24 protein-coding genes are annotated in these 26,088 nt (G+C 77.1%); 13 read left to right on the top strand and 11 right to left on the bottom strand.

Annotated features, from left to right (window positions below; all coding sequences use genetic code 11):
• Nucleotides 1-176 precede the first annotated feature (176 nt).
• Complete coding sequence (locus tag ACRYR9_RS08895; RefSeq protein WP_432495948.1) at nucleotides 177-1,799, top strand: ABC-F family ATP-binding cassette domain-containing protein; 1,623 nt, start codon at nucleotides 177-179, stop codon at nucleotides 1,797-1,799.
• Nucleotides 1,800-1,817: 18 nt separating this feature from the next.
• On the opposite strand, the gene ACRYR9_RS08890 is transcribed toward ACRYR9_RS08895, so the two are convergent.
• On the bottom strand, nucleotides 1,818-4,745 hold the full coding sequence (locus ACRYR9_RS08890) for a glycoside hydrolase family 2 TIM barrel-domain containing protein (protein ID WP_432495946.1): 2,928 nt from the start codon (nucleotides 4,743-4,745) through the stop codon (nucleotides 1,818-1,820).
• Nucleotides 4,746-4,931: 186 nt separating this feature from the next.
• Between ACRYR9_RS08890 and ACRYR9_RS08885 the strand changes: the two genes are divergently transcribed.
• From ACRYR9_RS08885 to ACRYR9_RS08845, 9 genes are all read left to right on the top strand, one after another.
• On the top strand, nucleotides 4,932-5,735 hold the full coding sequence (locus tag ACRYR9_RS08885; protein ID WP_432495927.1) for a DeoR/GlpR family DNA-binding transcription regulator: 804 nt from the start codon (nucleotides 4,932-4,934) through the stop codon (nucleotides 5,733-5,735).
• Between the two features lie 83 nt (nucleotides 5,736-5,818).
• Entirely contained in the window at nucleotides 5,819-6,919 is a 1,101-nt protein-coding gene (galT, locus tag ACRYR9_RS08880; RefSeq protein WP_432495943.1) for a galactose-1-phosphate uridylyltransferase, read from the top strand.
• Nucleotides 6,916-8,115: a galactokinase gene (galK, locus tag ACRYR9_RS08875; RefSeq protein WP_432495925.1), complete on the top strand. Its 1,200-nt coding sequence runs from the start codon at nucleotides 6,916-6,918 to the stop codon at nucleotides 8,113-8,115. The genes galT and galK overlap by 4 nt, the downstream gene beginning before the upstream one ends.
• A gap of 111 nt (nucleotides 8,116-8,226) precedes the next feature.
• The gene (locus ACRYR9_RS08870; protein ID WP_432495923.1) at nucleotides 8,227-8,550 is read left to right on the top strand and encodes a hypothetical protein; all 324 of its coding nucleotides are present in this window, start codon (nucleotides 8,227-8,229) and stop codon (nucleotides 8,548-8,550) included.
• A gap of 163 nt (nucleotides 8,551-8,713) precedes the next feature.
• The gene (locus ACRYR9_RS08865) at nucleotides 8,714-9,001 is read left to right on the top strand and encodes a hypothetical protein (protein WP_432495921.1); all 288 of its coding nucleotides are present in this window, start codon (nucleotides 8,714-8,716) and stop codon (nucleotides 8,999-9,001) included.
• Nucleotides 8,998-10,614 (top strand): hypothetical protein, encoded by a 1,617-nt coding sequence (locus ACRYR9_RS08860; protein WP_432495919.1) that lies wholly within the window; start codon nucleotides 8,998-9,000, stop codon nucleotides 10,612-10,614. The genes ACRYR9_RS08865 and ACRYR9_RS08860 overlap by 4 nt, the downstream gene beginning before the upstream one ends.
• Nucleotides 10,611-11,201 carry a hypothetical protein gene (locus tag ACRYR9_RS08855; RefSeq protein ID WP_432495917.1) on the top strand — a complete coding sequence of 197 codons (591 nt, stop codon included), beginning with the start codon at nucleotides 10,611-10,613 and terminating at the stop codon, nucleotides 11,199-11,201. The genes ACRYR9_RS08860 and ACRYR9_RS08855 overlap by 4 nt, the downstream gene beginning before the upstream one ends.
• Nucleotides 11,198-11,812, top strand: coding sequence for a hypothetical protein (locus ACRYR9_RS08850; RefSeq protein WP_432495915.1), 615 nt, complete (start codon nucleotides 11,198-11,200; stop codon nucleotides 11,810-11,812). Before ACRYR9_RS08855 ends, ACRYR9_RS08850 begins: the two co-directional genes overlap by 4 nt.
• Before the next feature lie 81 nt (nucleotides 11,813-11,893).
• The gene (locus ACRYR9_RS08845; RefSeq protein WP_432495913.1) at nucleotides 11,894-13,417 is read left to right on the top strand and encodes a hypothetical protein; all 1,524 of its coding nucleotides are present in this window, start codon (nucleotides 11,894-11,896) and stop codon (nucleotides 13,415-13,417) included.
• 6 nt (nucleotides 13,418-13,423) lie between these two features.
• Here the strand turns inward: ACRYR9_RS08845 and ACRYR9_RS08840 are convergent, their stop codons facing one another.
• From ACRYR9_RS08840 to ACRYR9_RS08820, 5 genes are all read right to left on the bottom strand, one after another.
• Nucleotides 13,424-14,260: an ABC transporter permease gene (locus ACRYR9_RS08840; protein ID WP_432495910.1), complete on the bottom strand. Its 837-nt coding sequence runs from the start codon at nucleotides 14,258-14,260 to the stop codon at nucleotides 13,424-13,426.
• On the bottom strand, nucleotides 14,257-15,258 hold the full coding sequence (locus tag ACRYR9_RS08835; protein ID WP_432495907.1) for an ABC transporter ATP-binding protein: 1,002 nt from the start codon (nucleotides 15,256-15,258) through the stop codon (nucleotides 14,257-14,259). Before ACRYR9_RS08835 ends, ACRYR9_RS08840 begins: the two co-directional genes overlap by 4 nt.
• Complete coding sequence (locus ACRYR9_RS08830; protein ID WP_432495905.1) at nucleotides 15,255-16,184, bottom strand: hypothetical protein; 930 nt, start codon at nucleotides 16,182-16,184, stop codon at nucleotides 15,255-15,257. Before ACRYR9_RS08830 ends, ACRYR9_RS08835 begins: the two co-directional genes overlap by 4 nt.
• Nucleotides 16,165-17,121 carry an ABC transporter ATP-binding protein gene (locus tag ACRYR9_RS08825; protein ID WP_432495903.1) on the bottom strand — a complete coding sequence of 319 codons (957 nt, stop codon included), beginning with the start codon at nucleotides 17,119-17,121 and terminating at the stop codon, nucleotides 16,165-16,167. The genes ACRYR9_RS08830 and ACRYR9_RS08825 overlap by 20 nt, the downstream gene beginning before the upstream one ends.
• Nucleotides 17,122-17,245: 124 nt before the next feature.
• Nucleotides 17,246-17,836, bottom strand: coding sequence for a TetR/AcrR family transcriptional regulator (locus tag ACRYR9_RS08820; protein WP_432495901.1), 591 nt, complete (start codon nucleotides 17,834-17,836; stop codon nucleotides 17,246-17,248).
• Between the two features lie 99 nt (nucleotides 17,837-17,935).
• Here ACRYR9_RS08820 and ACRYR9_RS08815 point away from each other — a divergent pair, with 99 nt between their 5' ends.
• Together ACRYR9_RS08815 and ACRYR9_RS08810 are read left to right on the top strand one after the other, a co-directional pair.
• Nucleotides 17,936-18,358 carry an organic hydroperoxide resistance protein gene (locus ACRYR9_RS08815; protein WP_432495898.1) on the top strand — a complete coding sequence of 141 codons (423 nt, stop codon included), beginning with the start codon at nucleotides 17,936-17,938 and terminating at the stop codon, nucleotides 18,356-18,358.
• Nucleotides 18,355-18,810, top strand: a complete 456-nt coding sequence (locus ACRYR9_RS08810; protein ID WP_432495896.1) for a DoxX family protein — start codon at nucleotides 18,355-18,357, stop codon at nucleotides 18,808-18,810. The genes ACRYR9_RS08815 and ACRYR9_RS08810 overlap by 4 nt, the downstream gene beginning before the upstream one ends.
• Here the strand turns inward: ACRYR9_RS08810 and ACRYR9_RS08805 are convergent.
• The 5 genes from ACRYR9_RS08805 to ACRYR9_RS08785 all read right to left on the bottom strand — a co-directional run bounded on the left by ACRYR9_RS08805 (nucleotide 18,794) and on the right by ACRYR9_RS08785 (nucleotide 24,860).
• Complete coding sequence (locus ACRYR9_RS08805; RefSeq protein ID WP_432495893.1) at nucleotides 18,794-19,600, bottom strand: exodeoxyribonuclease III; 807 nt, start codon at nucleotides 19,598-19,600, stop codon at nucleotides 18,794-18,796. The genes ACRYR9_RS08810 and ACRYR9_RS08805 overlap by 17 nt on opposite strands.
• 74 nt (nucleotides 19,601-19,674) lie before the next feature.
• Nucleotides 19,675-21,219: a DUF2252 domain-containing protein gene (locus tag ACRYR9_RS08800; protein ID WP_432495890.1), complete on the bottom strand. Its 1,545-nt coding sequence runs from the start codon at nucleotides 21,217-21,219 to the stop codon at nucleotides 19,675-19,677.
• Nucleotides 21,220-21,345: 126 nt separating this feature from the next.
• Entirely contained in the window at nucleotides 21,346-22,233 is an 888-nt protein-coding gene (locus ACRYR9_RS08795; protein ID WP_432495888.1) for a bifunctional methylenetetrahydrofolate dehydrogenase/methenyltetrahydrofolate cyclohydrolase, read from the bottom strand.
• The gene (gene glyA, locus ACRYR9_RS08790) at nucleotides 22,230-23,534 is read right to left on the bottom strand and encodes a serine hydroxymethyltransferase (RefSeq protein ID WP_432495886.1); all 1,305 of its coding nucleotides are present in this window, start codon (nucleotides 23,532-23,534) and stop codon (nucleotides 22,230-22,232) included. The genes ACRYR9_RS08795 and glyA overlap by 4 nt, the downstream gene beginning before the upstream one ends.
• A gap of 192 nt (nucleotides 23,535-23,726) precedes the next feature.
• Nucleotides 23,727-24,860: an isochorismate synthase gene (locus tag ACRYR9_RS08785; RefSeq protein ID WP_432495884.1), complete on the bottom strand. Its 1,134-nt coding sequence runs from the start codon at nucleotides 24,858-24,860 to the stop codon at nucleotides 23,727-23,729.
• A 24-nt stretch (nucleotides 24,861-24,884) separates the two neighbouring features.
• On the opposite strand from ACRYR9_RS08785, the gene purU reads away from it, so the two are divergent.
• Entirely contained in the window at nucleotides 24,885-25,742 is an 858-nt protein-coding gene (purU, locus tag ACRYR9_RS08780; RefSeq protein WP_432495882.1) for a formyltetrahydrofolate deformylase, read from the top strand.
• Nucleotides 25,743-26,088 lie beyond the last annotated feature (346 nt).

Genomic DNA, 26,088 nt, shown 5'->3' with positions numbered 1-26,088 from the left:
TGACGTGCTCCGCACCGAGGGATCCGCGCACGTGCGCGCGGTCCAGCGAACGCACGTCACGAGGAGGACCCGTGCCCGCCCACCCCCCTGCCCCCGCTGCGACCGGACCGTCCCCGCGCACCGGACCGTCCGCGCGCACGACGACGGGCGCCACGACCTCCCTCGCGCTGCGCGCGGTGACGAAGTCCTACGACCACCGCGTCGTCCTCGACGGCCTGACGGCCTCGATCACCCCCGGGGTGGTCACCGGGGTCGTCGGGGAGAACGGCTGCGGCAAGTCGACCCTGCTGCGGCTGCTCGCGGGCACCGAGGAACCCGACTCCGGGCACGTCGTCGCCGTCGCCACCGCGGGCCTGGCGCACCTGCCGCAGGAGTCCACCGCCCCACCGTCGTGGACGGTGCAGCGCGTGGTCGACGAGGCCCTGGCCGAGGTGCGCCGGCTCGCGCACCGGCTGCGGGAACTGGAGAGGTCGATGACGGACGCCGCGGAGGCGGACCTCGAGGCGCTGCTCGCCGAGCACGGCGAGGCGAGCACCGCGTTCGAGCTGCGCGACGGGTGGTCCGCCGACGCCCGCGTCGAACGCGCCCTCGCCGGCCTCGGCCTGGCCGGTCTGGACCGGTCGCGCCCCCTGGGGCGGCTGTCCGGCGGGCAGCGCTCACGCCTGCACCTGGCGGCGCTGCTGGCGGCCGACGCGGAGGTCCTGCTGCTGGACGAACCCACCAACCACCTCGACGACACCGCCGCCGGCTGGCTGGAGCAGCACCTGCGCTCGCGCCGGGGAACCACCGTGGTCGTCTCCCACGACCGGGAGTTCCTCGACCGCACGGCCGCCGACCTGCTCGAGGTCGGCGCCGGCCGCGCCACCCGGTACCCCGGCGGGTACGACGCCTACCGCGCCGCGAAGACCGCCGAGCGCGCCCGCGCCGAGCAGGAGTGCGCCGCGTGGGAGGAGGAGGTCCGGCGGCTGCGCACCACCGGGGACGCCGTCGCGCGGCAGGTGGCTCACGACCGCCCGCCGCGCGACGGCGCCAAGATGCTCTACGACTACAGGGGCGGGCGGGTGCAGGACTCGCTCGCGTCCCGGGTGCGGGCCAACGCCGAGCGGCTGCGCCGCCTGGAGGCCGCAGAGGTCCCGCTGCCGCCGCGGCCGCTGCGGTTCACCCCGCCCGCCGGCCTGCACGTGCGGGCCGGCGCGCACCTGGTGGCCGAGGGCGTCTCGGTCACCGGCCGGCTGGCGCGCACCGACGTCCGCGTGGAGCGGAGCACCCGGCTGCTCGTCTCCGGGGTCAACGGCAGCGGCAAGTCGACGCTGCTGGACGTGCTCGCCGGGACCCTGCGCCCGGACACCGGCAGCGTGCGGCGCCACGCCCGTGCCGGCCTGCTGCGGCAGGACCCTCCCGCACCCGTGCCCGGTCAGGACGTGCTGCGCGCCTTCGCCGCCGGCCGGCGCGGCGGCGCGGACGAGCACGTGCACCGGCTGCTGTCGCTGGGGCTGTTCGAGCGCGAGCAGCTCGGCGTGCAGGTGGCCCGCCTGTCCACCGGCGGCCGCCGGCGCCTGGACCTGGCGCGGCTGCTCGCCGACCCGCACGACGTGCTGCTGCTGGACGAGCCCACCAACCACCTCGCCCCGCAGCTCGTCGAGGAGCTCGAGCAGGCGATCGCCGCCTTCGACGGCGCGGTCGTCGTCGTCAGCCACGACCGGCGCTTCCGGGCGGGCTGGACCGGCGACCTGCTGCTCCTGGAACCGGTGCCGGGGAGCCCCGGGAGCGTCACGACCGGGTGCTCGCCCCGGGCGTGACGCACCCCGCCGGCACGCTCAGCCCAGCGGGCGCAGCACCAGCGAGAACGTGCGCGGCTGCGCCTCCAGGCGGTGCTGCGGCAGGGCGCCGGGCCCGCAGGACCCGGTGCCGATGCCGTGCTGGGCGACGTCCAGGTGCAGGTGCACCGATCCGGAGTCGGCCAGTTCCGGGGTGTGCGTCGCGGCGTCCAGCTCGGCGGTGCTCCACCGGCGCGCGGCGAAGCCGAGGACCGGCTCGCCCTCGACCCGCAGGCCCCCGGCGGGGCCGCGCAGTTCCACCCACCGCGCGTCGGCGCGCCGGCCGTTCTCCTGCGGGCGCACGTACGGCGTCTGCAGCTCCTCCACGGTGGCGTCGAACCGGCCGACGCGGGTGGCGACACCGGTGTCGGAGTACGCCTCCCCCGGCCCGCGCCCGAACCACGTCACCCCGGTCAGCCCCCTCGGCAGGCGCAGCCGGACCCCCAGGCGCGGCAGCGGGGCACCGAGGGAACCGGTGGGCAGTTCAGGGGTGAACTCCACCGCCAGGCGCACCGCGCCGGTGGCGTCCGCCGACCAGCGGAACACCGCGACGAAACCGGTGTCGGTGCCCGCGGCGGCGGTGCGGGTGGCCACGACGAACTCCTCGCCCTCCACCGCGGCCGAGGCGGTGCGGGTGCGCAGCCGGTCCAGGCCCAGCTCGCGCCACGTGGCCTCCAGCGCCTCGCCGTGCCGGCCGGCGTCGTTGTCGGTGGGGGCGCGGAACAGGTCCAGCACCGGACCCTCCTGCACCGCCAGGCCCCCCAGGGAGCGCAGCGCGCCCGTGCGGGCGTCCAGGACCGCCGGGCCCACCAGCACGTCCGCGCCCCGGCGCACCGGGGCGAGCGCGTCGCCGCGCGGAGCCGGTGCGGCCGGGGACAGCTGCACCTGCCCGGTGGACAGCACGTGCCCGGCCGGTGCCCACGACGCCGGCGCGGCCAGCGCCGCGGTCACGGTGAACCACCGCTCCCCCGCAGCCGGGGCCAGGGCCAGGACCTCCTCCGGAAGTTCCAGCAGGGCGGAGGCGCGCGGGGCCAGTCCCGGGGTGGGCAGCACGCCGCGGGCGACCTGCACCCCCTCGTCCTGCACGGTCCACGTCAGGACGACGTGGGAGAGGTCCACGACGTCGTAGCGGTTCGTCAGCCGCAGCAGGTCCCCGCCGGGGGTCTCCTCGACGGTGAACCGGACCTGGGAGACGACCGCGGCGTAGTCCAGCAGGCCCGGCGAGGGCGTGCGGTCGGGAAGCACCAGGCCGTCGGCGACGAAGTTGCCGTCGTGCAGGTCCTCGCCGAAGTCGCCGCCGTAGGCGAACCGCTCGCGCCCGGCGGCGTCGCGCTGGCGCAGGCCGTGGTCGATCCACTCCCACACGAAACCGCCCATGCACCGGTCGGAGGACTCGAACAGTTCCTGGTACTCCACCAGGCCGCCGGGGCCGTTGCCCATGGCGTGCGCGTACTCGCACTGCACGAACGGCATCGCACGCCGGCGGGTGTCGGCGTCGGCGTCGGCCAGCGCCTCCTCGGCCCGCTCGGCGATCGCGGCGACCTCCTCGTGGGAGGCGTACATGCGCGAGTAGACGTCGACGTAGGGGCTGTCCCAGTCGTGCTCGTAGTGCACCGGGCGGGAGGGGTCGCGGTCCTTCAGCCACGCCGACATCGCCCGCAGGTTCCGCCCCGTCCCGGACTCGTTGCCCAGCGACCACAGCACGATCGAGGGGTGGTTCTTGTCGCGCTCGACGGTGCGGCGGATCCGGTCCAGGTACGCCTGCTCCCACGCCGGGTCGTCGGAGGGGTTGCCGCGCCAGTCCAGGAACACGAACCCGTGCGTCTCCAGGTCGCACTCCAGCACGACCCACAGGCCGTGCTCGTCGCACAGCTCCAGGAAGCGCGGGTGCGGCGGGTAGTGGCTGGTGCGGACGGCGTTGACGTTGTGCCGCTTCATGAGCAGCACGTCGGCGAGCATCTCCGCCTCGGTGAGGGTGCGGCCGGTGTCGGGGGAGAACTCGTGCCGGTTGACGCCGCGCAGCTTCACCGGGCGGCCGTTGACGGTGAACACCCCGTCGGTGATCTCCACCCGCCGGAACCCGATGCGCAGGCGGGTGCGCTCGCCGGCGGCGACGACCTCGGCGTCGTACAGGCGCGGCACCTCCGCCGACCAGGGTTCCACCGCGCTCAGCTCGACGTCCTCGCCGCAGGCGGCGTCCACCCCCAGCTCCGGCACCAGCACGCGCGCGCCCACGGGGCCGCCGTCGGCACCGGTGGCGTCCACGCGCAGCAGCCCGCGGCCGGTGGCGGCGTCGAAGTCGGCGTGCACGAACACGTCCTCGGCGGCGCCGGCGGGGCGGGCCAGGAGGGTGACGTCGCGGAAGATCCCGGACAGCCACCACATGTCCTGGTCCTCCAGGTAGCTGCCCGAGGACCACTGGTGCACGCGCACGGCCAGGACGTGCTCACCCCCACCGCCGGCGGCGAGGGCGTCGGTGACGTCGAACTCGACGGCCAGGCGGCTGCCGACCGAGCGGCCGACCTCCACGCCGTCCACCCAGGCGGTGAAGGCGGAGTCCACCCCGTCGAAGCGCAGCACGGCGCGCGCGCCGGGTGCGCCGGGGAAACCGTCCGGGAGGGTGAAGGTGCGGCGGTGGTCGCCGGTGGGGTTCTCCTGCGGCACGCGGGGCGGGTCGACGGGGAAGGGGTAGACGACGTTGGTGTACGCGGGGGCGCCGTGGCCCTGCAGCTGCCAGTGCCCCGGCACGGTGATCGAGCCCCACGCGGCGTCGTCCAGCGTGGGGTCGGCGAGGTCGGCGGGGGTGTCGGCGCGCGCGGCGCAGCGGAAGCGCCAGCGGCCGTTCAGCGACAGGGCCGGCGCGTCGCTGCGCGTCCAGGCGCGCGCGGGCAGCGCCCCCCGCGAGGGCGCGTGCTCCTCGAACCACATCGTGCGAACCCCTTCGTCCGGAAGCTGTGCCACGCCCCCGACCCTGGCCCGCCGGGGCCCCTGCGTCAACAGCGACGCACAGCAACGAACACGTCGGTTGTTCGTCCGTGTTCGGCCGTGTTGACTCCGCAGGCCCGCAGGGGCATCCTCGACCGGTCGCCGGCCCGTGAGGAGGAGTGCCCCGCCGTGCTCGCCCGCAGCCGCCAGGAGGCGATCCTGGACGCCGTGCGCCGCCGCGGCGGCGTGCGCGTCGCCGACCTCGTCGAGCAGCTCGGCGTCTCGGACATGACGGTGCGCCGCGACATCGCCGAGCTGGCCCGGCGCGGGCTGGTCGAGCGGGTGCACGGCGGGGCCGCCGCCGCGGGCAGCAGCGCAGAGCCCGGTTTCGCCGCCAAGTCCACGATCCAGACCGCGCAGAAGCGGGCCATCGGCGCGCTGGCCGCCTCCCTGGTCGAGCCCGGCGCCTCGGTGGCGCTGTCCGCCGGCACGACCACCGTGGAGGTCGCCCGGCACCTGCGCGACGTGCCCGGCCTGACCGTGGTCACGAACTCCCCGCCCGCCGCGGAACTGCTGCACGACCCCGCGCGCACCGACCGCACCGTCGTGCTGACCGGCGGGATCCGCACCCCCTCCGACGCGCTCGTGGGGCCGGTGGCCGTGCGCAGCCTGCAGGACCTGCACGTGGACCACCTGTTCCTGGGCGTGCACGGCGTGGACGGGCGCGCCGGGCTGACCACCCCGAACCTCGTCGAGGGCGACACCGACCGCGCCCTCGTGGCCGCCGCCTCCCGCGTCGTCGTGGTGGCCGACGCCACGAAGTGGGGCGTGGTGGGCCTGACCACGATCGCGACGCTGGAGGAGGTCGACGTCCTCGTCAGCGACGACGGCCTGCCCGCCGACGCCCGCCGCGCGCTCGCCGAGCGCACCGGCCACCTGCTGCTGGCCGAGGTCCCCGCCGGCACCACCGCACCCCAGGAGGAGAACGCGTGAGCACCACCCCCGGCCCCGGGCACGCCCCCGAGGACGGCCTGCACCGCAGCGCCACCCACGAGTTCCGCCGCACCTCCACGCGCATGGCCGACGGCCGCGAGCTCATCCACTTCGACGACACCGACCCGTGGCTGTCCGGTGAGCGCCCCCGCGACGCGGTGGACTCGCGCCCGCTGCCGCCGGCCGACGAGGTCGTGCGCGGCGGTTCGCAGGTGCGGTACGACCCGCTGACCGGCGACTGGATCGCCATGGCCTCGCACCGCAACGACCGCACCCTCATGCCGCCGCCGGACCAGGACCCCCTGGCCCCCACCGTGCCGGGGGGCTTCCCCACCGAGATCGCCGACTCCAGCTACGACGTCGTGGTGTTCGAGAACCGCTTCCCCTCCTTCTCCACCCGGGTCGGCGGCGAACCCGGGCTCGTGGACGGCGAGGAGCTGTGGCCGGTGCGGCCCGGGATCGGCCGCACCGAGGTCATCTGCTTCACCAGCGACAGCGCCGGGTCGTTCGCCACGCTGCCGCCGCGGCGCGCGCGCACCGTCGTGGAGGCGTGGGTGGACCGCACCGAGGGGCTGGCCCGCACGCCGGGCGTGGAGCAGGTGTTCTGCTTCGAGAACCGCGGCGTGGAGATCGGCGTCACCCTGCCCCACCCGCACGGGCAGATCTACGGCTACCCCTACGTGACACCGCGCACGCGCACGATGCTGGCTCGCGCCGCCGAGCACCGCGCGGCCACCGGCCGCAACCTGTTCCGCGACGTCCTGGACGCCGAGCGCCGCGCCGGCACCCGCGTCGTCCTGCAGACCGAGCACTGGACCGCGTACGTGCCCGCGGCGGCCCGCTGGCCCGTGGAGGTGCACCTGGCCCCGCACCGCGACGTGCCGGACCTGCCGGCCCTGGACGACGCCGAGCGCGCCGACCTGGTCACCGCCTACCTGGACCTGCTGGGCCGGCTGGACCGCTACTACCCCGACGACCACCCGCTGCCGTACATCGCCGGCTGGCACCAGGCCCCGGTGCGCACCGGGCGTGAGGAGTTCCGCTTGCACCTGCAGGTCTTCAGCGTCCTGCGCGGCCCCGGCAAGGTGAAGTACCTGGCCGGCTCGGAGTCCGCGATGGCCGCGTGGATCAACGACACCACCCCGGAGAAGGTCGCGGCGCGGCTGCGGGAGGTGGCCGCGTGAGCACCCCCGCGTTCTTCCAGGCCCCGGAGCGCGCCGAGGCCGCCGAGGCCGTCGCCGACGCGTACCGCGACACGTACGGGGAGAGCCCGGAGGGCGTGTGGTCGGCGCCGGGGCGGGTGAACCTCATCGGCGAGCACGTCGACTACACCGGTGGGCTGTGCCTGCCGCTGGCGCTGCCGCACCGCACGTTCGTGGCGCTCAGCCCCCGTCACGACGACGTCGTGCGGGTCCGCTCGGCGCAGGAGTCGGGGGCGGACTGGGAGGGCTCCCTGGCCGAGGTCGGCCCCGGTTCCCCCGCCGGGTGGGCCGCGTACGTCGCCGGGGTGCCGTGGGCGATGGGCCACGAGCACGGCTTCGACGCCGTCGTGGACGGGCACGTGCCGCTGGGCTCGGGGCTGTCGTCGTCGGCGGCGCTGGAGTGCGCGGTGGCCATCGCCCTGGCCGACCTCGCGGAACTGCCCACCGACGACGCCGGACGCGCGGAACTGGCCGGGGCGTGCGTGCAGGCCGAGAACGTCGTGGCCGGCGCCAGCACGGGCGGCATGGACCAGGCCGCCTCGCTGCGCTGCCGGGCCGGCGGGGCGATCCTGCTGGACACCCGCGACGACACCGTCGAGCACGTCCCGCTGGACCTGGCCGGTGCGGGGCTGGCGCTGCTGGTGGTGGACACCCGCGCCGCGCACTCGCACTCCGGCGGTGAGTACGGCGCGCGCCGCGCCGACGTCGAGCGGGCCGCGCGCGTGCTGGGCGTGCCGGACCTGCGGGCGATCGCCCCCGCCGACCTCGACGACGCCCTGGAGCGGCTGGCCGGTGAGCCGGGCGCGCCGGTGCTGCAGCGGCGGGTGCGCCACGCCGTCACCGAGATCGAGCGGGTGGCCCGCACCGCGGAGCTGCTGCGCGCGGGGCGCGTGCGGGAGGTCGCCGAGCTGATGGACGCCTCGCACGAGTCGCTGCGCCACGACTACGAGGTCTCCTGCCGGGAGCTGGACCTCGCGGTGGACACCGCCCGCGCCGCCGGGGCGCTGGCGGCCCGGATGACCGGTGGCGGGTTCGGCGGGTCCGCGGTCGCCCTGGTGGAGCAGGACGCGGCCGGGACGGTCGCCGCCGCCGTGGCCGACGCCTTCGCCGCAGCGCGCCTGCGGGCGCCGCAGTTCCTGCGCGCGCTGCCCTCGGTGGGGGCCGGCCGGGACGCCTGAGGCGGAACCGGCCCGCACCGGCACCGCCTCCCCCGCGCGTTCGCCCGCGGTTCACCGCGCGTCCGCCCGGTGCTGGCCGGGCGGCGGCCGGAGGTGGGCAGCATCGAGCGGGTGCACGGGTGGGGCGTCGCGGCGGTGGCGACCTCCGCGCTGCTCTCCGGCGCGGTCCTGGCCGCGTCCTGGTGGCTGAACCGGCGCGCGTGGCGTTCGCGCGTGGAGGCCGACCGGCGCTGGCTGCGCACCCACGGCGTCGACGCCGGGGAGGTTCCGCGCACGCCGGCCGCCTGGCGGCTGGTGCTCACGCCCGACCTCGGCCCCGACGGCTCCTTCCTGCTGGACGTGGCCGAGCAGGGCGCCGTGGCACCGGACGCGGTGCGCTCGCCGCGACCCCGCCGCCGGGCGGTGGACCGGTCCCCGGACCCGGGTCGACGGTGAGGGAGCGGGGACGCAGCGCGACGGCGTGCGCTCCGTCCGGGCGAGCGCGGTGCTCCGGTCGGGTTCCCGCACCGACGCCCCGGCCGGAGCCGGGAGGGCGCGGCGGCACCCTGGGGTGAGCCCGGGACCCCGGCGCACCACCGCGACCCCGGGAGGACCGCACGTGCCCGACCTGCGACTGGACACGACCGACCTGGAGAGGGCCGCCACCGGTCTGGACGCCGTCGCCCGCGCGCTGGCCGGCACCGACACCCTCGCCGGCGACGGCGCCGGCGACCTCGGGCACGACGGCGCGGCCGCGGCGCTGCGCCGGTTCGCCGAGTCCTCCACCCGCCGCCGCGACGAGCTGGGGCGGGCCGTCGAGGAGTTCGCGGGCCACCTGCGCGAGTGCGTGAGCACCTTCGACGGCACCGAGCGCTCGCTCGCCGAGGGCCTGGGCGGTGCCGCGTGAGCCGCCGGCCCACCGGCTGGCACCCCCTGGCCGCGACCGACCCCGTGCCCGGCGACCCCGTCGCCGTGGCCGAGACCGCGAAGCGCGTGGAAGCGGTCGCCCGCGGGCTGGAGGAGCAGGCCGGGGCCCTGCGGCACCTGGCCCGCTCGAGCACGGCCGTCGCGAAGACCGTCGACGCCCTGGAGGAGAAGGCCACCGACCTGTCCACCCGGCTGACCGGTGCGGTCGAGCGCTACCGGCGCACCGCCGCCGCCCTCGGCGCCTACTGGCCCGAGCTGGAGGAGGCGCAGAGCGAGAGCGCCCGAGCCCTGCAGGACGCGCGCGACGCCGAGGAGCGGCAGCGGGCCGCCGAGGCGGTCGCCGCCGCGCACGCCACGCCCGCACCGGCCCCCGCGGACCCCGCCGACCCGGTGGCCGCCGACGCCCACGCCCGGGCCGAGCGTGAGCGGACCTCGGCCCGCTCCAGCGCGCAGCGCGCCGCCGCCCTCGCCGCCGGTGATCTGCAGACCGCCCGGGAGCGGCTGGCGGAGGCCGTCGAGCTGCGCGACCGCGCCGCGGCCCGCGCCCGCACCGCGATCGACGAGGCCTGCGACGGCGACCCCCTGGCCGACTCCTGGTGGGACGACGTGCAGCAGGCCGTCCACGAGCGGGCCGAGGACGTCTCGAAGTGGGCCGACCTGCTGGGGAAGGTCTCCGCCGCGCTGGGTCTGCTGGCCCTGTCCGTCGGCTGGATCCCCGTGGTCGGCCAGGCCCTGGCCGCGGTCCTGGGCCTGGCCGCCCTGACCCTGTCGGTGCTGACGCTCCTGCTGCACACCGCCCTGTTCGTCTCCGGGGACGGCGACTGGGTGGACCTGGCCGTCGACGTCGTCGGCCTGCTGACCTTCGGCGTCGGCCGGGCCGCCGCGCTGAGCCTGAAGGCGGTCGGCCCGACCCTCTCGACGGCCTTCACGGCCGCGCGCGCCGGGCGCGCCGCGCAGACCGCCATGGCCGCCCGCGTCGCCCGCGAGGGCGGGTCCGTGCACGGCCGCCTCGCCACCGGCGCCCCCGTGGACACGGCGCGCACCGCCCTGGCCATGGCCACCGACCGGCTCTCCACCCCGGCGCGCAACGCCCTGGCACGGGCCTGGGGGATCTCCGGCAACGCCGTGGACGACGTCACCGCCCGCACCCGCGCGGCGTGGCGGGCCCGGGACCCCGACGCGGCCACCGGCCTGGCGCTGGCGAACGCCCGGCTGCGACCGCCGTCCCTGCGCGAGTTCCTCGACGTGCCCGGGGAGGCCTGGCGCGAGAGCGCGGACGCCGTCGCGAAGCTGCGGCGCGGGGACCTCGGCGCCGAGCTGGGGGCGCTGACCCCCGCGCAGGTCGCGGGGCTCTTCGCGGACTCCGTGGTCGGCGCCTCCGTGCACCAGACGGTGCTGGCCGGGCGGGCCGGCGCCGTGGAGCTGAGCGGGCAGGTCGCCGCCACCGCGGCCCGCACCGTCGGCCTCGCGCTGGACGGCGCGCACCAGGCGGCCCACGACCTGACCGCGGCGGACGGGCAGGACCCGCCGTGGACGGTGGGAGGGGTCACCGAGCGGACCGGTCAGCTCGTCGACGCGGCGGTGTCCCGGTGAGCGCCGCGGCGCCGCAGCGCCTCGGCTACCGGCTGACGGTCCCGGCCGCCTGGGACCGGGTGGACCTGACCTCCCCGCACCGCGACCGGGTGGTGCGCGACCTCGTCGCCCGCCAGTTCGCCGGCCTGGACGACCAGCCGGTGGCACGCCGGCGCGCCACCGCCCTGCTGCTCGAGCAGGTCTCCCGGGCCCACGACCTCGGCGGCCTGGAGGCGCACCTGTCGGTGCGGCCCGTGGGGGGCGTGGTGGTGCCCGCGTCCCTGCTCGTGCACGCGCTGCCGGGCCGGCCGGGGCCGCGGGAGCTGCACGAGCGCCTGAGCGGCTCCGGCGACGTGACCGTGAGCCGGTTGCCCGCCGGGGACGCCGTGCGGCGCCGGCGCACCACGGGCGCCGGCCAGGGCGCGGACGACGCGGCCCGCTGCTGCCTGCTGGAGCACTTCGTGCCCGTCCCCGCCGCGCCGGGCCTGTCGCCGGCGGTGCTCGTGCTGGCCGGCACCACCGTCCCCGGCCCCCTGGAGGAGCCCCTCGTGGAGCTGTTCGACGTGATCGCGCGCTCGCTGCGCTGGACCGGGGAGGCGGCGGCGTGACGGCCGGACCGCGCGAGCGCGGGGTGCGGCTGGAGCTGGGGGCGCAGGGCTGGCTCGTGCTGCCGCGCGAGCGCACCGTGGACGCCGCCGGGTGGGCGCTCGCCGCGCACCGCTGGACGGGCACCGCCGGTGGCGGGGACGCCGGCGACGACCCGTCCGCGGCGCGGGCCAGCGGGTACCTGGCCGCCCTCGTCGAGCAGGCCCGCGACGTGCTCGGTGACGGGCCGGGCGTGGCGCTGGCGCACCTGCCCGACGGGTGCCGCCCGGCGACGGCGTGGGCCTTCGCGCAGGTGGCCGCGGACCCGGACGCGGTGGCCGAGGCCGACGACCTGGCCGCCCGCGCGCAGCGCCCCGGGCCTGCCGCCGCGGGCACCGCGACACCGGTGCGGCTGCCGGCCGGCGCCGCCGTGCGGCTCCTCACCGGCGTCGCGCCCGCCACCGGCGGGGACCCCCACGAGGGGTGGGCGGAACTCACGCACGTCGTGCGCCCCGACGCCGACGAGCGCACCCGCGTGCTCCTGCGCGCGGCCTGGTCGGTGCTCGCACCGGCCCCGGGGACGGAGCGGGCCGTGGACGAGCTCGCCCGGTCGGTCGCCGTCCACGTGCGCTGACCGGGCGACGGACACCCCGCACCGACCCGCCACCCCCACCACCTCCGCCACCCCGGGGGTGGACAGGACGAGGAGCACACCGTGACCCGGCTCAGCAGCGAGGACCCCACCCGCACCGTGCGGCCACCCGGCGCCGTGGCCGTCCCCGCCGACCGGGACCGGCCCTGGCGCTGGGTGGCCGCCCGGTGCCGGGCGCGGTACCGCGACGGCGCGATCGTCCTCACCGGCACCGGCCGCGAGCAGCGCTTCGAGCTCGGCGGTGCCGACCCCGTCGTCGACGCCCTCCTCGTCGACCTGCGCGGCGCCGGACAGGACGTGCGCCGCGACCTCGGCGGCGACTGGGGCGTGCTGCTGCTGCGCACCGCCGGGCGCGTGCGCCACGTCGTCGACCTCGACGAGTGGGGGCGCCTGCGCGAGACGGCGGAACGCGCCTCCCCGCGCGGCGGGCTGTACTGGGCCACCCCGCGGCAGGAGGCGCCGCAACCGCCCGGCGGGTACCCGCTGGGCACCGGCTTCGACGTCGACCTGCGCGACGTGCGCCAGGCCGCCGAGGCGTCCGGCTGGCTCGACGTGCTCGCGGAGGCCGGTGTCCCGGTGCGCGTCCTGTCCCCCGACGCCGGCGCGCGCGCCGCGCACGCCGACGTCACCGCGCGGGGCGGCCTGGCCGGTGCGCGGCGCGTCGAGCTGCCCGACGCGCCCTGGCGGCGCACCGCGCGCGTCGTGCGGCGGCTCGCCCGGCTGCACCTCGCCCTCACCCCCCTGCTCCTCGCGGGGCTGGTGGCGGGGTGGACCGGCGGCACCACCTGGCCCGTCCGGGCGGCCCTGGTGCTGTGGCTGCTGCCCGCGCTCGCCGCCGCCACCGCCGTGACCGTCCGCCAGTCGCCCGTGCTGCTGCGCGAGCTGCGCACCGGCCGGGTGCTGGAGCGCGTGTGGACGCCGCGCAGGGTCCCCGGGGCGACGCGCATGGGTCGCCCCGGCAGCGCCGGCATCGGCCGCGACACCCGCGGGGACCTGGTCCTGCGGCACCTGGGCACCCAGCGCTGGATCCCGGGCGCCGGTGCGCAGGCCGTCGCCGCCGTGCGCCGGGTGCGCCCGGGCGGGGACCGCGACCACGTCCTGCTGGAGACGGCCGGCGGACTGCTCCTGGCCGCCCTGCCGGTGCGCGACTGGTGCGCGGGGCCCGGCGACGACCAGGACCTGGCCGACGCGCTCGGCGTCCCCCTGCTGCCCGCCCGCGGCGAGGGGCCGGCGTCCGTGCCGTGGCCGGGGGCGGCCGACCCCGGCGGGGAGATCTCCCTGGTGGACCCGGAGCACCCGGCCTCGCCGAGGCCGGCGCGCGTGCCCGGCGCCTTCCGCCTGGACGCCGGACCGGTCGGGGGGCGCCTGCAGGGCTTCGGGACCGCGTCCACGGAGGTGACCTGCACGTCCAGCGGCGCGGTCCTGCTCGGGCTGGTGGCCGCCGGGGCCCTGACGGGCGCCACCGCCGTCGCGGCGGTGGCGGCGGCGGCCGTCCTGCTGTCCGGGTGGGTCAAGGTCCCGCTGCTCGTGGCGCTGGCCCGGCGCTCGCGACGCGGCGAGCTGGTGGACCCGGCGACGGCCGGCTGAGCGCCCTCAGCCGCCGTCGGAGGTGACGTCCATGCGCTGCAGCCGCCACGACGCCAGCACGACCGCCACGACGGCCACCCCGGCGAGCACCAGCGCCGACGTCGTCACCCCCGAGGCGGCGACCGTGCCCAGCGGCACGTCGCCGGGGGTGGCGAGGGTGACGACGCGGCGGCCGTAGGAGCCGATCGACAGCCCCCGCAGCGCGGGCGCCAGCCCCGCCAGGAACGTCTCCCACAGCACCACGTAGGCCAGGCCCGCCAGCAGGCCGCGCCGCGCCAGCAGCGACAGCAGCACGAACAGGGCGCAGTACGCCGCCGAGGTCAGCGCCGTGGCCAGCACCAGGCCGGCGACCACCTCGCCGGCGGGCAGGCTGATCGAGGTCCCCACCACCGCGCACGCCACGACCGCCGGCACGCACACCACGACCGTGGACACCCAGGCCGCCGCCGTGCGCGCCACCACGACGTGCCAGCGGGGCCGCACCAGGTTCCGCAGCAGCGGCAGCGTGCCGCTCTCGCGCTCGTCGCCGAACGCGCCGGTGCCCAGCACGAGCGCGACGATCGGCACCACCAGCCCCACCAGCAGGTCCCCCGCCAGCGTCGTCTGCAGCCCGTAGCGGGCGGGCACGCTGGTGGCGGCCAGCACCACCACGGCCACGGCCGCCACCGCCAGCGGCAGCAGCGCCAGCGCCGCGGTGCGCCCGCGCACCAGCAGGCCCCGCAGCGAGAAGCCGAACAGGGTCGTGGAGAACCCCCCGGAGCCGCCCCGGACCCGCGCGGCGCCGCCCGCCGTCCCGCCCCCGCCCGCCGTCCCGCCCGTCGTCGCACCCGTCGTGGCGCTCACCTGCCCGCTCCCCTCGCCCGGCGCACCAGGTGCGCGAACGTGCTCTCCAGGTCCTCACCCACCGGTTCCACCCGCCGCAGGGTGGCGCCCACCCGCCGCGCCAGCGCCGGCACCGCCTCGGCCAGCGCGGTGGCGCGCGGCGCCTGCACCAGCACGCCGCCGCGACCGCTCGCGTCGCGCTGCACGGACTCCACGACGCCCTCCGCCAGCAGCAGCCCGGCCAGCTCCAGCACGCGCGGGCCGTCCAGGTGGACGCTGCGCGGGCGGTCCACCAGCAGGTCGCGGATCGCGGCGGGCTCCCCCTCGGCGACCAGGCGGCCGTTGACGACGACGAGCACCCGCTGCGCCATCCGCTCCACCTCGGCCAGCACGTGCGAGGACACCAGCACCGTGCGCCCCTCCTCGCCGAGGGCCGCCACCAGGTCCACGTCGGCGCGGCGCTGCGCGGGGTCCAGGCCGTTGAACGGCTCGTCCAGCAGCAGCACCTGCGGGTCGTGCACGAGGGCCTGCGCCAGGCGCACCCGCTGGCGCATCCCCTTGGAGAAGCCGCCCACCCGGCGGTGCGCGGCCTCGCCCAGGCCCACCCGGCGCAGCACGGCCGCGGCCGCCGAGGAAGCGTCCCGCACACCGCGCTGGCGGGCCAGGAACGCCACCTGGGCGTGGGCGGTGGCGTGCGCCCAGGTGCCCTCCCCGTCGGGCACGACGCCCAGGGCGCGGTGCACGCCCTGCTCGGCGTGCGGGTCGCCGCCCAGCACCCGCACCCGCCCCTGGCTGGGCCGCACGACCCCCGCCAGCAGCGAGAGCACCGTGGACTTGCCCGCGCCGTTGTGCCCGAGCAGGCCGGTGACGCCCGGCCCCAGGGAGAACGACACGTCCGACAGGGCCACCGTGTCGCCGAACCAGCGGCTGACGCCGTCCACCTCCACCACGGCGCGCGCCGACGCACCCCCCACCGCGCCCACCGGGCCGCCCGCTGTTCCGCTCACCGTCGCGCTCACGCGTCCTCCCCCCTGCCGTAGCGGCCGACCAGGACGGCCGAGCCCGCGACGACCAGCGCCGCCCACACCACCCACGCCAGCGCGCCCTGCGGAGCGGGCGAGCCGTCCACCACCGTCGTCGCCAGCAGCACCGGGCCGCCGGCCGGGTCGAACGCCAGCGGCCAGTCCGCCTCCACGACCACCGCCACCAGGCGGGTCAGCACCGGCCCCACCAGCACCACCGCCAGGTAGCCGCCCACGGCCACGACCCGCCGCGACGTCAGCGACGCCACCGCCAGCCCCAGCGCCGCGTTCGGCAGCACCACCACCAGCGAGGCCAGCAGGATGCGCGGCAGGTCCCCGGCGGAGTCGGCGAACCAGCGCCCCGGGTCGTCCGCCGTGGCGATCGAGCCGACGAACAGCACCAGCGCCGGCCCCAGCACGATCAGCAGCAGCAGCGCCACCGCCGACAGCGCCATCCCCAGCACGTACTCCGCGCGCGAGAGCGCCGTGGCGAAGTACAGCGACAGCACCCGGTCGCGCCGGTCGCGCGTGAGCACCGCGGGCACCGCGGTGGCGACGAACGCCAGCACCACCACCGAGTTCGTCGCCAGCAGCTGCGGGTAGCCGATGAGCTCGGTGGGCTGCACCCCCACCTGCGGCACCAGCAGCGGCACCGCCACCACCGCCAGCGCCGGCATGTACGCCACCGCCAGCAGCAGGAACGGCCACACCTTCGCGCCCGCGCTGCGCCGCAGCCCCAGCGGCCGGCGCACCCCCGCCGCCACGAGCGCGCCCACCGCGCTGCGCCGCGGGCGCAGCGCACCCGTGAACCGCGAGTACCGCACGTCGTGCAGCACCGCCCGGGGCGCCCCCGCTCCGCCGGGCACCCCGCCCGGAACCCCGTCGAACGCCCCGCTCGGCACCTCAGCCACCGGTCCGCTCACCGCGCCCCTCCATCGCGTCCAGCACCACGTCCTCCAGGCCGCGCCCGGAGCTCACCAGCCGCACCAGCGCACGGCCCTGCTCGGCGGCCAGGTCCCGCACCGCGTCCAGCGCCGCGTCCGTGCCGGCGCTGAGCCCCACCTCCCCCGCCGGCGTCGGCGCGACGCGCACCCCCAGCGGTTCCAGCCGCTGCGCCAGCGCGGCCGCGAACGCCGCGACGTCCCCGCCGACGCTCACCCGCACCGCGCCGCCGGGGTCGTGGCCCACCGCCACGGGGCGCTGCGCGGCCAGCGCACCGGCGCGCAGCACGACGACCTCGTCGCAGGTGCGCTCCACGTCGTCCAGCACGTGCGAGCTGGTCACCACCCGCACCCCCAGGTCGCGCGAGAGCCGCCGCACCAGTTGCAGCATCTCCTCGCGCCCCGCCGGGTCCAGCCCCGACGTCGGCTCGTCCAGCAGCACGAGCTCCGGGCCGTGCACGAGCGCCTGCGCGAGCTTGGTGCGCTGCTGCATGCCCAGCGAGTACGTGCCCACCGGCCGGCGGCGCTCCTCCTCCAGCCCGACCGCGAACAGCACCTCGCTGGCGCGGCGCACCGCGTCGCGCCGCCCCAGCCCGCGCAGCCGGGCCAGGTGCACGCACACCTCCTGCGCCGACATGTCCAGCGGCAGGCACGGGTGCTCGGGCATGAACCCCACCCGCCGGCGCACCTCGCCGCGCTCGCGGGCCGCGTCCATCCCCAGCACGCGCAGCGTCCCGGAGTCCGGCCGCACCAGCCCGAGGGCGGCGCGCATGAACGTGGACTTGCCGGCGCCGTTGGCGCCCAGCAGGCCGGTGGCGGGAGCGGTGAAGGCGACGGTCAGGCCGTCCAGCGCGCGCACCTCGCCGAACCCCTTGCTCAGCCCGGCGCACTCGATCGCCGGGACGTCCGTGGTCAGCACGACGCCAGACAACCACTCCGCGCGCCCTCGCGGGTCGGTCGTGCGGCGCGGGTAGGTCGGACGTTCGGTGGTGATCCTGTGCGCCGCCCGTGCGACGGGCGGGCACGGGCGGCGGCGGCCCCGCTCAGCGGACGGCGAGCAGCTCCTCCACACCGGCGCGCAGCGCCTCGGCGGCCGCGGCGGGGTCGGCGAGGTAGCCGGCGACCGTGGCACCGTCGCGCAGCACGAGCCAGCGCTGCGCCGCCGCGGCCGGGTCGGGGTGGCCGGAGCGCTCGAAGGCCCCGGCGACGGTGTCCGTCAGCCACCGCCGGTGGACCTGCACGGCCCGGCGGACGGGGCCGGTCGCGTCGGGGTGCTCGGCGGCGGCGTTGATGAAGGGGCAGCCGCGGAAGCCGCTGCCGCACAGCTCCTGCGAGAGCCGCCCGGACAGCCCGCGCAGCCAGTCCGCCGCGGCCGCGGCGCCCTCCGGCACGGGACCGGCCTGCTCGCGCACCACGGCGTCGACCGCGCGGAGGTAGGCGACGACCAGGTCCTCCTTGCCGGGGAAGTGCCGGTAGAAGGTCGCGCGGGTCACGCGGGCCTCGGCGACGACGCGGTCGACGCCGACCGCGCGCACCCCCTCGGCGTAGAACAGCGCGGACGCGGTGCGCACCAGCCGGTCCCGGGCCGCGGAGGGGCGCGCGGCGCGCGGGTGCTCGTTCACCGCCGTCGTCACCCGACCACGGTAACCGCGCCCGCGCCCGCTTGACCCGGGCGGCCCACCGGTGTCCACTGAGGGAGAACGAACGTTCTCTCTACTCCTTCGGAGGACCCCGTGCCCGCGATCTACACCGCCGTCGCCACCGCCACCGGTGAGGGCCGCGCCGGCCACGCCCGCACCGACGACGGCCTGCTCGACCTCGACCTCGCCCTCCCCCGCGAGATGGGCGGTCCCGGCGGCGCCACGAACCCCGAGCAGCTCTTCGCCGCCGGCTACGCCGCCTGCTTCCACAGCGCGCTGAAGTCCGTCGCCCGCGAGCGGGGGAGCACCTTCACCGACTCCGCGGTGACCGCCGAGGTCGGCATCGGCCCGAACGGCGCCGGCGGCTTCGGGCTGGAGGTCACCCTGCACGTCGAGCTCGGCGGGCTGGAGCAGGCGGCGGCCGAGGAGCTCGTCGAGGCCGCCCACCGGGTCTGCCCGTACTCCAACGCCACCCGCGGCAACGTCGAGGTCACCCTCGAGACCGTCACGGCGTGAGCGCGCCCGACGACGCGCGCCCGGCCCCGCGCTCCCGCGCCGTGCGCGCCGTCGCGCAGGCCGCTCTCGGCCTGGCGCTGGCCGGTGCCGGCACCGGCCACCTGACCACGCTGCGGCAGGAGTTCCAGGCGCAGGTGCCGCCGTGGCTCCCGCTGGACCCGGACCTCGTCGTCCTCGCCTCCGGGGTCGTCGAGCTCGCGCTCGGCGGGGCGCTGCTGCTCACCTGGCGCCAGCCGGCGCGTGCCGTCGTCGGCGCCACGACCGCGGTGTTCTTCGTCGCGGTCTTCCCCGGCAACGTCTCGCAGCTGGTGACCCGCACCGACGCGTTCGGCCTGGACTCCGACACCGCCCGCGCCGTGCGCCTGGCGTTCCAGCCGGTGCTGGTGGCGTGGGCGCTGTGGGGCACCGGGGCGTGGCGGCTGTGGCGCGAGCGCGTCAGACGTCGTAGGTGACGACGACCGGGGCGTGGTCGCTGAAGCGTTCCGCGTAGGAGGCGGCGCGGTCCACCACCGCGGCGCTCGCGCGCGCCGCGAGGTCCTCGGTCGCCACGTGCAGGTCGATGCGCCAGCCGGTGTCGCGGTCGAACGCCTGGCCGCGCCAGCTCCACCAGGAGTACGGACCCTCCACCCCGGGGTGCAGGGAACGCACCACGTCCACCCAGCCCGCCTCGAACCAGCGGTCGTAGTACGCCCGCTCCTCGGGCAGGAAACCCGCCTTCTTCAGGTTGCCCTTCCAGTTCCTGATGTCCTCGTTCCGGTGGGCGACGTTGTAGTCGCCGCACACGACGGCGTGGTTCCCGCTGCGGCGCAACTGCTCCAGCCGCTCGGTCACCGCGTCGAGGAACGCGGTCTTGTCGTCCTGCTTGGGGGTTCCCGCCTCGCCGGTGTGCACGTACACCGACACCACCGTCACCGTGCCCGACGGCGTCTCGACGTCGAGCTCCACCCAGCGGCCGGCGCCGTCGAAGCGCGGGTGCAGGGCGGTGCGCTGCTCCCCCACCGGCAGCCGGGTGGCGACCGCGACGCCCGCGCGGCCCTTGGTGCCGGCGTCGGTGGGCTCGCAGTGCGCGACGTGCCAGCCCTCGCCCAGGGCCTCGTCGAGCACCGCGCCCAGGACCTCGTCGGGGGCGCGGACCTCCTGCAGGCACAGCACGTCCGGGTCGCGCTCGGCGAGCCAGGAGGCCATGCCGCGGCGCGCGGCGGCGCGGATGCCGTTGACGTTGACGGTGGCGACGGTGAGCACCCGCCCATCCTCCCGCCGGCCGGGCGCCGGCCCGGCAGGGGGGCCACCCGGCAGCCGAGCACCCCGGGGCGCGCTCAGCGGTAGACGACGTCCACCCGGCGGAAGGCCCCCAGCGCGTGGTCGGCGCGGAAGGCGGCGTGGTCGGCGCGGGCGCGCTCGGCGGCCTCACCGGCGAACCGCACGACGTCGTCGACGAACAGCTCCTCCGGACCGATCGCGGCGGTGATCGCCGGTTCCACGTCGTGGTCCAGCCCGCCGCCCTCGTCGGACAGGGCGTGCACCTGCGCGACGACACCTCCGCAGACCCGGGCGTACTGCACCCACTGCGAGGTGGACAGGGCTCCCAGGTCCAGGGAGTTGCGCAGCGGTGAGCGCTCGCGCACCAGCAGGCTCAGCCCGTCGTGCTCGACGCTGCCGTAGAAGACGTCAGCGCGCGCCAGCTGGGCCCGCTGGGCGTGCGCCACCCGGTCGCCGTGGCCGGAGGAGTCGAAGTCGGACGGCGGCACCAGCCCGTCCAGGGCGGAACGACGGGCCTGCTTGAACTCCAGCACCACGTCGTCGGTGCCGTCGCCCGTGCACCCCTCGACGAGGACGTAGTAGCGGGTCAGGCCCAGGGACGCGGTGCCCTGCCCCTTGCGCTCGGCGACGTCCTTCACCCGCATCCCCGCGGTGCGCTCGGGCACGTCGAGGTCGTTGGCGGCGACGTACCGGTCGACGACGCCCTGGAACTCCTCGCGCCGGCTGGAGACCGGCACGAGCTTCTTGCTGGCCTTGAACCCGCGGCGGTGCTCGTCGAGGTAGCCCTCGGCCAGCCACCGGGCGCGGCCCGGGGACAGGGCGTCGTCGATGAGGTCCCGGACGAGCTTCGGGGAGTTGTCGCGGCGCAGCTCGTGCTCGAGCTCGTTCTCCTCGGTGGCGTAGGAGCCGATCGCCTCCACGTAGCCCTCCACGAACGCCCGGGCGATCCGCTGCTGCTTGCCGCGGCCCTTCCCCCCCAGCTCGTCGGCGGCCAGGACGAAACCCGTGGCGCCGCGCTTGAGGTCCCAGGTGAACGGGGCGAAGAACGCCTCGTCGTGGTCGTCGATGCCGAAGACCGGCACCTCGTCGCGGTTGGGCAGGACACCGAAGTTGTCGGGGTGCACGTCACCGGCTGCCAGGACCGTGGGCATCCAGGCGTCCTCACCGGCCATGTCGCGGTAGAACAGCAGGCTCGTGCCGCGGAAGAAGCTGAACAGCGAACCGGCGAGCTTGTCGAACTTCGCCCGAGACTCCTCGTCGCCGCGGGCGATGCGGACCTGGTGGTCCTCCCGGATCGTCTGGCGCACGTGGACGCGCCGGTCGTCACCGGTCAGGACGCGCGGCAGCAGCACCATGTCGCCGTCCGCGCGGGCCTGCGCGAGGCGCCGGAACGGCTCCAGCCGAGAGGCGATCGGGGGCTGGCGGTCCGGGTGGGTCTCGGCGTTCGTCCCCGCCTCCGGCGCGTCCTGCGCGGTGGCGCCGCCGGCCAGGTGCCGGGCCAGCTCACCCTTCGTCATCCGGTCGCGCCCGGGGACGCCGCGCTCACGGGCCAGGTCGAGCAGTTCGCGGCGGGTGGGGCTCGGGGCGGGGGCGAGGTCCATGCCAGGACCAGTACCCCCCGCCCCCGGCGGGTCATGCGCCGAGCGGCCCGACGTCACACGACCGCAAGGTTCGTCACCCGCGGGCCGCACGGGCGATCGCCGCCCGTGACGCGCCGCTGCGGTGCGTCAGCGCAGGCCGGCGGCCCGCTCGGCGCTCTCCACCACGTTCGTCAGCAGCAGCGCGCGCGTCATCGGCCCCACCCCGCCGGGGTTGGGGGCCATGAACCCGGCGACCTCGGCCACGTCGAGGGCGACGTCCCCGGTCAGCTTCGCCCTGCCCGTGACCGGGTCCGGCACGCGCGAGACGCCCACGTCGAGGACCGCGGCGCCCGGCTTGACGACGTCCTTCGTCACCAGACCCGGAACGCCCGCCGCCGCGACGACCACGTCGGCGCGGCGCAGGTGGGCGGCGAGGTCCCTGGTACCGGTGTGGCAGAGGGTGACCGTGGCGTTGGGGTGCCGGCGGGTCAGCAGCAGCCCGATGGGGCGGCCCACCGTGACCCCGCGCCCCACGACGACGACCTCCGCACCGTCCAGCGGGACGTCGTGGCGCAGCAGCAGGTCGATGACGCCGCGCGGGGTGCACGGCAGCGGCGAGGTGATCTCCTCGCCCACCCGCAGCACCAGCCGGCCCAGGTTCGTCGGGTGCAGGCCGTCGGCGTCCTTGGCCGGGTCGACCATCTCCAGCACCCGGTTGGCGTCGACGCCCTTGGGCAGCGGCAGCTGCACGATGAACCCGGTGCAGTCCGGGTTCGCGTTCAGCTGCGCGATCTCCGACTCGATCTCGCCCTGGGTGGCGGTGGCGGGCAGTTCCACCTGGATCGAGGAGATGCCGACCTCGGCGCAGTCGCGGTGCTTGCCGCGCACGTACGACGCCGAGCCGGGGTCGTCACCGACCAGGACGGTGCCCAGGCCCGGCACGACGCCGCGCTCGCGCAGCACCGCCACGCGCTCCTTCAGGTCGGCCTTCACGGCCGCCGCGGCGGCCCTGCCGTCGAGGACGACCGCGCTCACGCGAAGGTCTCCGCGGCCGGGTACAGCGGGAACGCCTCGGTCAGCTTCGCCACGCGCGCGCGCAGCGCCTCCGCGTCGAACTGCGGCTTCAGGGCCTGCGCGATGACGTCGGCGACCTCGGTGAACTCCGCCGCGCCGAAGCCGCGGGTGGCAAGCGCCGGGGTGCCGATGCGCAGGCCGGAGGTGACCATCGGCGGGCGCGGGTCGAACGGCACCGCGTTGCGGTTCACGGTGATGCCGACCTCGTGCAGGCGGTCCTCGGCCTGCTGGCCGTCCAGCTGCGACTCGCGCAGGTCCACCAGCACCAGGTGCACGTCGGTGCCGCCGGTCAGGACGGACACGCCGGCCTGCTTCGCGTCGGCCGCGGTGAGGCGCTCGGCGATGATCTTCGCGCCCTCCAGGGTGCGCTCCTGGCGCTCGCGGAACTCCTCTGAGCCGGCCACCTTGAACGCCACGGCCTTGGCGGCCACGACGTGCATGAGCGGGCCGCCCTGCTGGCCGGGGAACACCGCGGAGTCGATCTTCTTCGCGAACTCGCCGGTGGTGAGGATCAGGCCCGAGCGGGGCCCGGCGAGGGTCTTGTGCACGGTGGAGGTGACCACGTGCGCGTGCGGGACCGGCGAGGGGTGCAGCCCGGCGGCGACCAGGCCCGCGAAGTGGGCCATGTCCACCATGAGGTGCGCGCCGACCTCGTCGGCGATCTCGCGGAACGCGGCGAAGTCGAGCTGCCGCGGGTACGCCGACCAGCCGGCGATGATGAGCTTGGGCCGCGCCGACAGCGCCGTGGCGCGCACGACGTCCATGTCCACGCGGAACGTCTGCGGGTCCACCCCGTAGGCGGAGACGTCGTACATGCGGCCCGAGAAGTTGATCTTCATGCCGTGGGTGAGGTGGCCGCCGTGGGCCAGCTCCAGGCCCAGGATGCCGTCGCCGCCGCGGATGAACGCGTGCATGGCCGCAGCGTTCGCGCTGGCGCCGGAGTGCGGCTGCACGTTGGCGTGCTCGGCGCCGAACAGCTCCTTCGCGCGGGTGCGGGCCAGCTCCTCGGCGACGTCGACGTGCTCGCAGCCGCCGTAGTAGCGCTTGCCCGGGTAGCCCTCGGCGTACTTGTTGGTCAGCACCGAACCCTGGGCCTGCAGGACGGCGCGCGGCGCGAAGTTCTCGCTGGCGATCATCTCCAGCGTGTCGCGCTGACGGCCCAGCTCGGCGTCGAGGACCGCGGCGATCTCCGGGTCGACCTCGGACAGCGGCCGGTCGGTGACCCCCGCGGCCGCGGTGGGGGTGGGCAGGACGTCGGTCACGTTGCGCTCCTCTGGCTCGGGCGGCGGTGGCGACGCGAGGCCCAGGCGGACGACCCCGTGAACGGCGGGCGAGCCCGCTGCGCGAGCCGCCCGTTGCCGCTCCCCGGTGGTGACCACCTTCGCCAGTCGCGGCGCGGCCAGCCTAGCCCAGCGCAGCACGAGGCAGCAGCGCACCGGCCGGTGGTGCGCTGCTCAGCGGCGCACGGCCGCCTCCAGCACCGTGCGCATCTTCGCCGCCGTCTCGCGCACCTCCGCGTCCGGGTCGGAACCGGCCACGATCCCCGCACCGCCCAGGATGCGCAGCAGCCGCCCGGCGACCTCCGCGCAGCGCACCCCCACGACCCACTCGCCGTCGCCGTCGCCGTCCTGCCAGCCGACCGCACCCGCGTAGCAGCCGCGGTCGACCTCCTCGACCTCGCGGATCACCTGCGCCGCCGCCCGGCGCGGGGACCCGCCGACCGCCGGGGTGGGGTGCAGCGCCGCCACCAGGTCCACCGACGTGGTGGTGGTGTCGTTCAGCAGGGCCGTCACCCGGGTGGCCAGGTGCCACACCGTCGGCGTCGCCAGCAGCTCCGGTTCCGGTGCGCTGACCGTGCGGCACAGCGGCCGCAGCGTCTCCACCACCGCCTCCACCACGTACGCGTGCTCGCGGCGGTCCTTGTCGGAGGCCATCAGCGCGTCCGCGCGGCGCAGGTCCTCCTCCGGCTCCGGCGAGCGCGGCACCGACCCCGCCAGCGGGCGCAGCAGCACGCTCGGCCCCCGCCGGCGCAGCAGCAGCTCGGGGCTGGCGCCGACCAGCCAGCGGCCCCCGGCCTGCGCCGGGTCGTCCACCGGCACCGCCAGCGTCGTGGCCGCGGGGTTGCGCGCGGCCAGCTCGGCCACCAGGTCGGGCACCGACCAGTCCACCAGGGCGGTCAGCTCCAGGGAGCGGGCCAGCACCACCTTCTGCACGTCGCCGGACTCGATGCGCGCCAGCGCCTCGCGCACCGCCGCCGCGTACCGCGCCGGCGAGGGGTGCGGGCGGCTGCGCGCCACCGTCGCCGGGCGCACGACGCGGGCGGCGTCCGGCGTCAGCGGGCCCCGGGTGCGCACCGCGGGACCCACGCGCAGCGCTCCCGGCGCGGACAGGTCGAAGGGCACCGCCCCGGCGACGAGCACCCCCTCGGGCTCCTCCTCGAGGGCGCGGGCGGTGCGGCGCAGCTGCTCGGCACCCGAACCGCCCGGCACGAGCGGGCGCGGGCCCGTCTGCACCAGGGTGCTCTTGGCGTCGGAGAAGACGGTGGCGCCGGCGTGCACCGCGAGGGTCGCCGCGGCGGGTTCTGGCACCCGCTCACCATAGGCTTCACCCCCGTGAGCGCACGCCCGAGGGTCCTGACCCTGTCCTGCCCCGACCGCCCCGGCATCGTCCACGCCGTCACGGGGGCCCTCGTGGCGCTGGACGCCAACATCACCGAGAGCCAGCAGTACGGGGACCCCGATACCGGGCTGTTCTTCATGCGGGTCGCCTTCGACGCCGCCGCCAGCGACGAGGCGCTGCGCGAGACCGTCGGCGTCGTCGCCGCCCGCTTCCAGCTGACGTGGGACCTGCGCGACGCCGCCGCCCGCCTGCGCACCCTCGTGCTGTGCTCCAAGCAGGGGCACTGCCTCAACGACCTGCTCTTCCGGCACCGCTCCGGCGACCTGCCCGTGGACGTTGCCGCGGTGGTGTCCAACCACACCGACCTGGCCCCGCTGGCGGAGTTCTACGGCGTGCCCTTCCACCACGTCCCGGTGGTGACGGGGGACGCCGCCTCCAAGGAGGCCGGCGAGGCGCGGCTGCTGGAGCTGGTCGCCGAGCTGGACGTGGAGCTGGTGGTGCTGGCGCGCTACATGCAGATCCTGTCCGACGGCCTGTGCCGGGAGCTGTCCGGGCGGGCCATCAACATCCACCACTCGTTCCTGCCGAGCTTCAAGGGCGCCCGCCCCTACCACCAGGCCCACGCGCGCGGCGTGAAGATCATCGGCGCGACGGCGCACTACGTGACCGCCGACCTCGACGAGGGCCCGATCATCGAGCAGGAGATCGAGCGCGTCGACCACCGCCACACCCCGGGCGAGCTGGTGCGCCTGGGCCAGGACGTGGAGGCCCGCACGCTGGCGCGCGCGGTGCGCTGGCACGCCGAGCACCGGGTGCTGCTCGACGGGCACCGCACGGTCGTCTTCCGCTGACGCGCGAGGGCGGGGCAGAACCTCGATCGGCGATCAGGACCAGTCCCGTGGACCTAGGTGACGTCGTGATCCACCGTGATCGCGTCCGAACGGCGGCACGTGCGTGGAGCCGGGAGCGACCACGCTGAAGACCTCCTCACCGGCATCGAGCCGATCTGCAGGAAGCGGTCGCGGCGCCCACCGGTCCGCGCCGGCGACGAGCGCGCGGTCGAGCGGGCCACCCCGAGCGCTCCGGTGCGACTGAACGCTCACCCACGCACGGCGACCCGCCGGCGCGCTCGACGCCGGACGCGAGCACCTGGAAGCGCTTCGGTCCCGGCCCGGCGCGAGGTCGAGGACCTGCTGC

The organism is Kineococcus auxinigenes (genome assembly GCF_050871525.1).
Classification (GTDB): domain Bacteria; phylum Actinomycetota; class Actinomycetes; order Actinomycetales; family Kineococcaceae; genus Kineococcus.
Note: the sequence above shows the minus strand (reverse complement) of the source record. Positions and strands in the feature narration are given on the sequence as shown.

Excerpts from the sequence above, each read along its gene's own strand:
- galT (WP_432495943.1), top strand. The coding sequence starts at position 5,819 with ATGGCCGACGGCCGCGAGCTCATCCACTTCGACGACACCGACCCGTGG.
- ACRYR9_RS08800 (WP_432495890.1), bottom strand. The coding sequence starts at position 21,219 with ATGGACCTCGCCCCCGCCCCGAGCCCCACCCGCCGCGAACTGCTCGAC.
- ACRYR9_RS08890 (WP_432495946.1), bottom strand. The coding sequence starts at position 4,745 with ATGTGGTTCGAGGAGCACGCGCCCTCGCGGGGGGCGCTGCCCGCGCGC.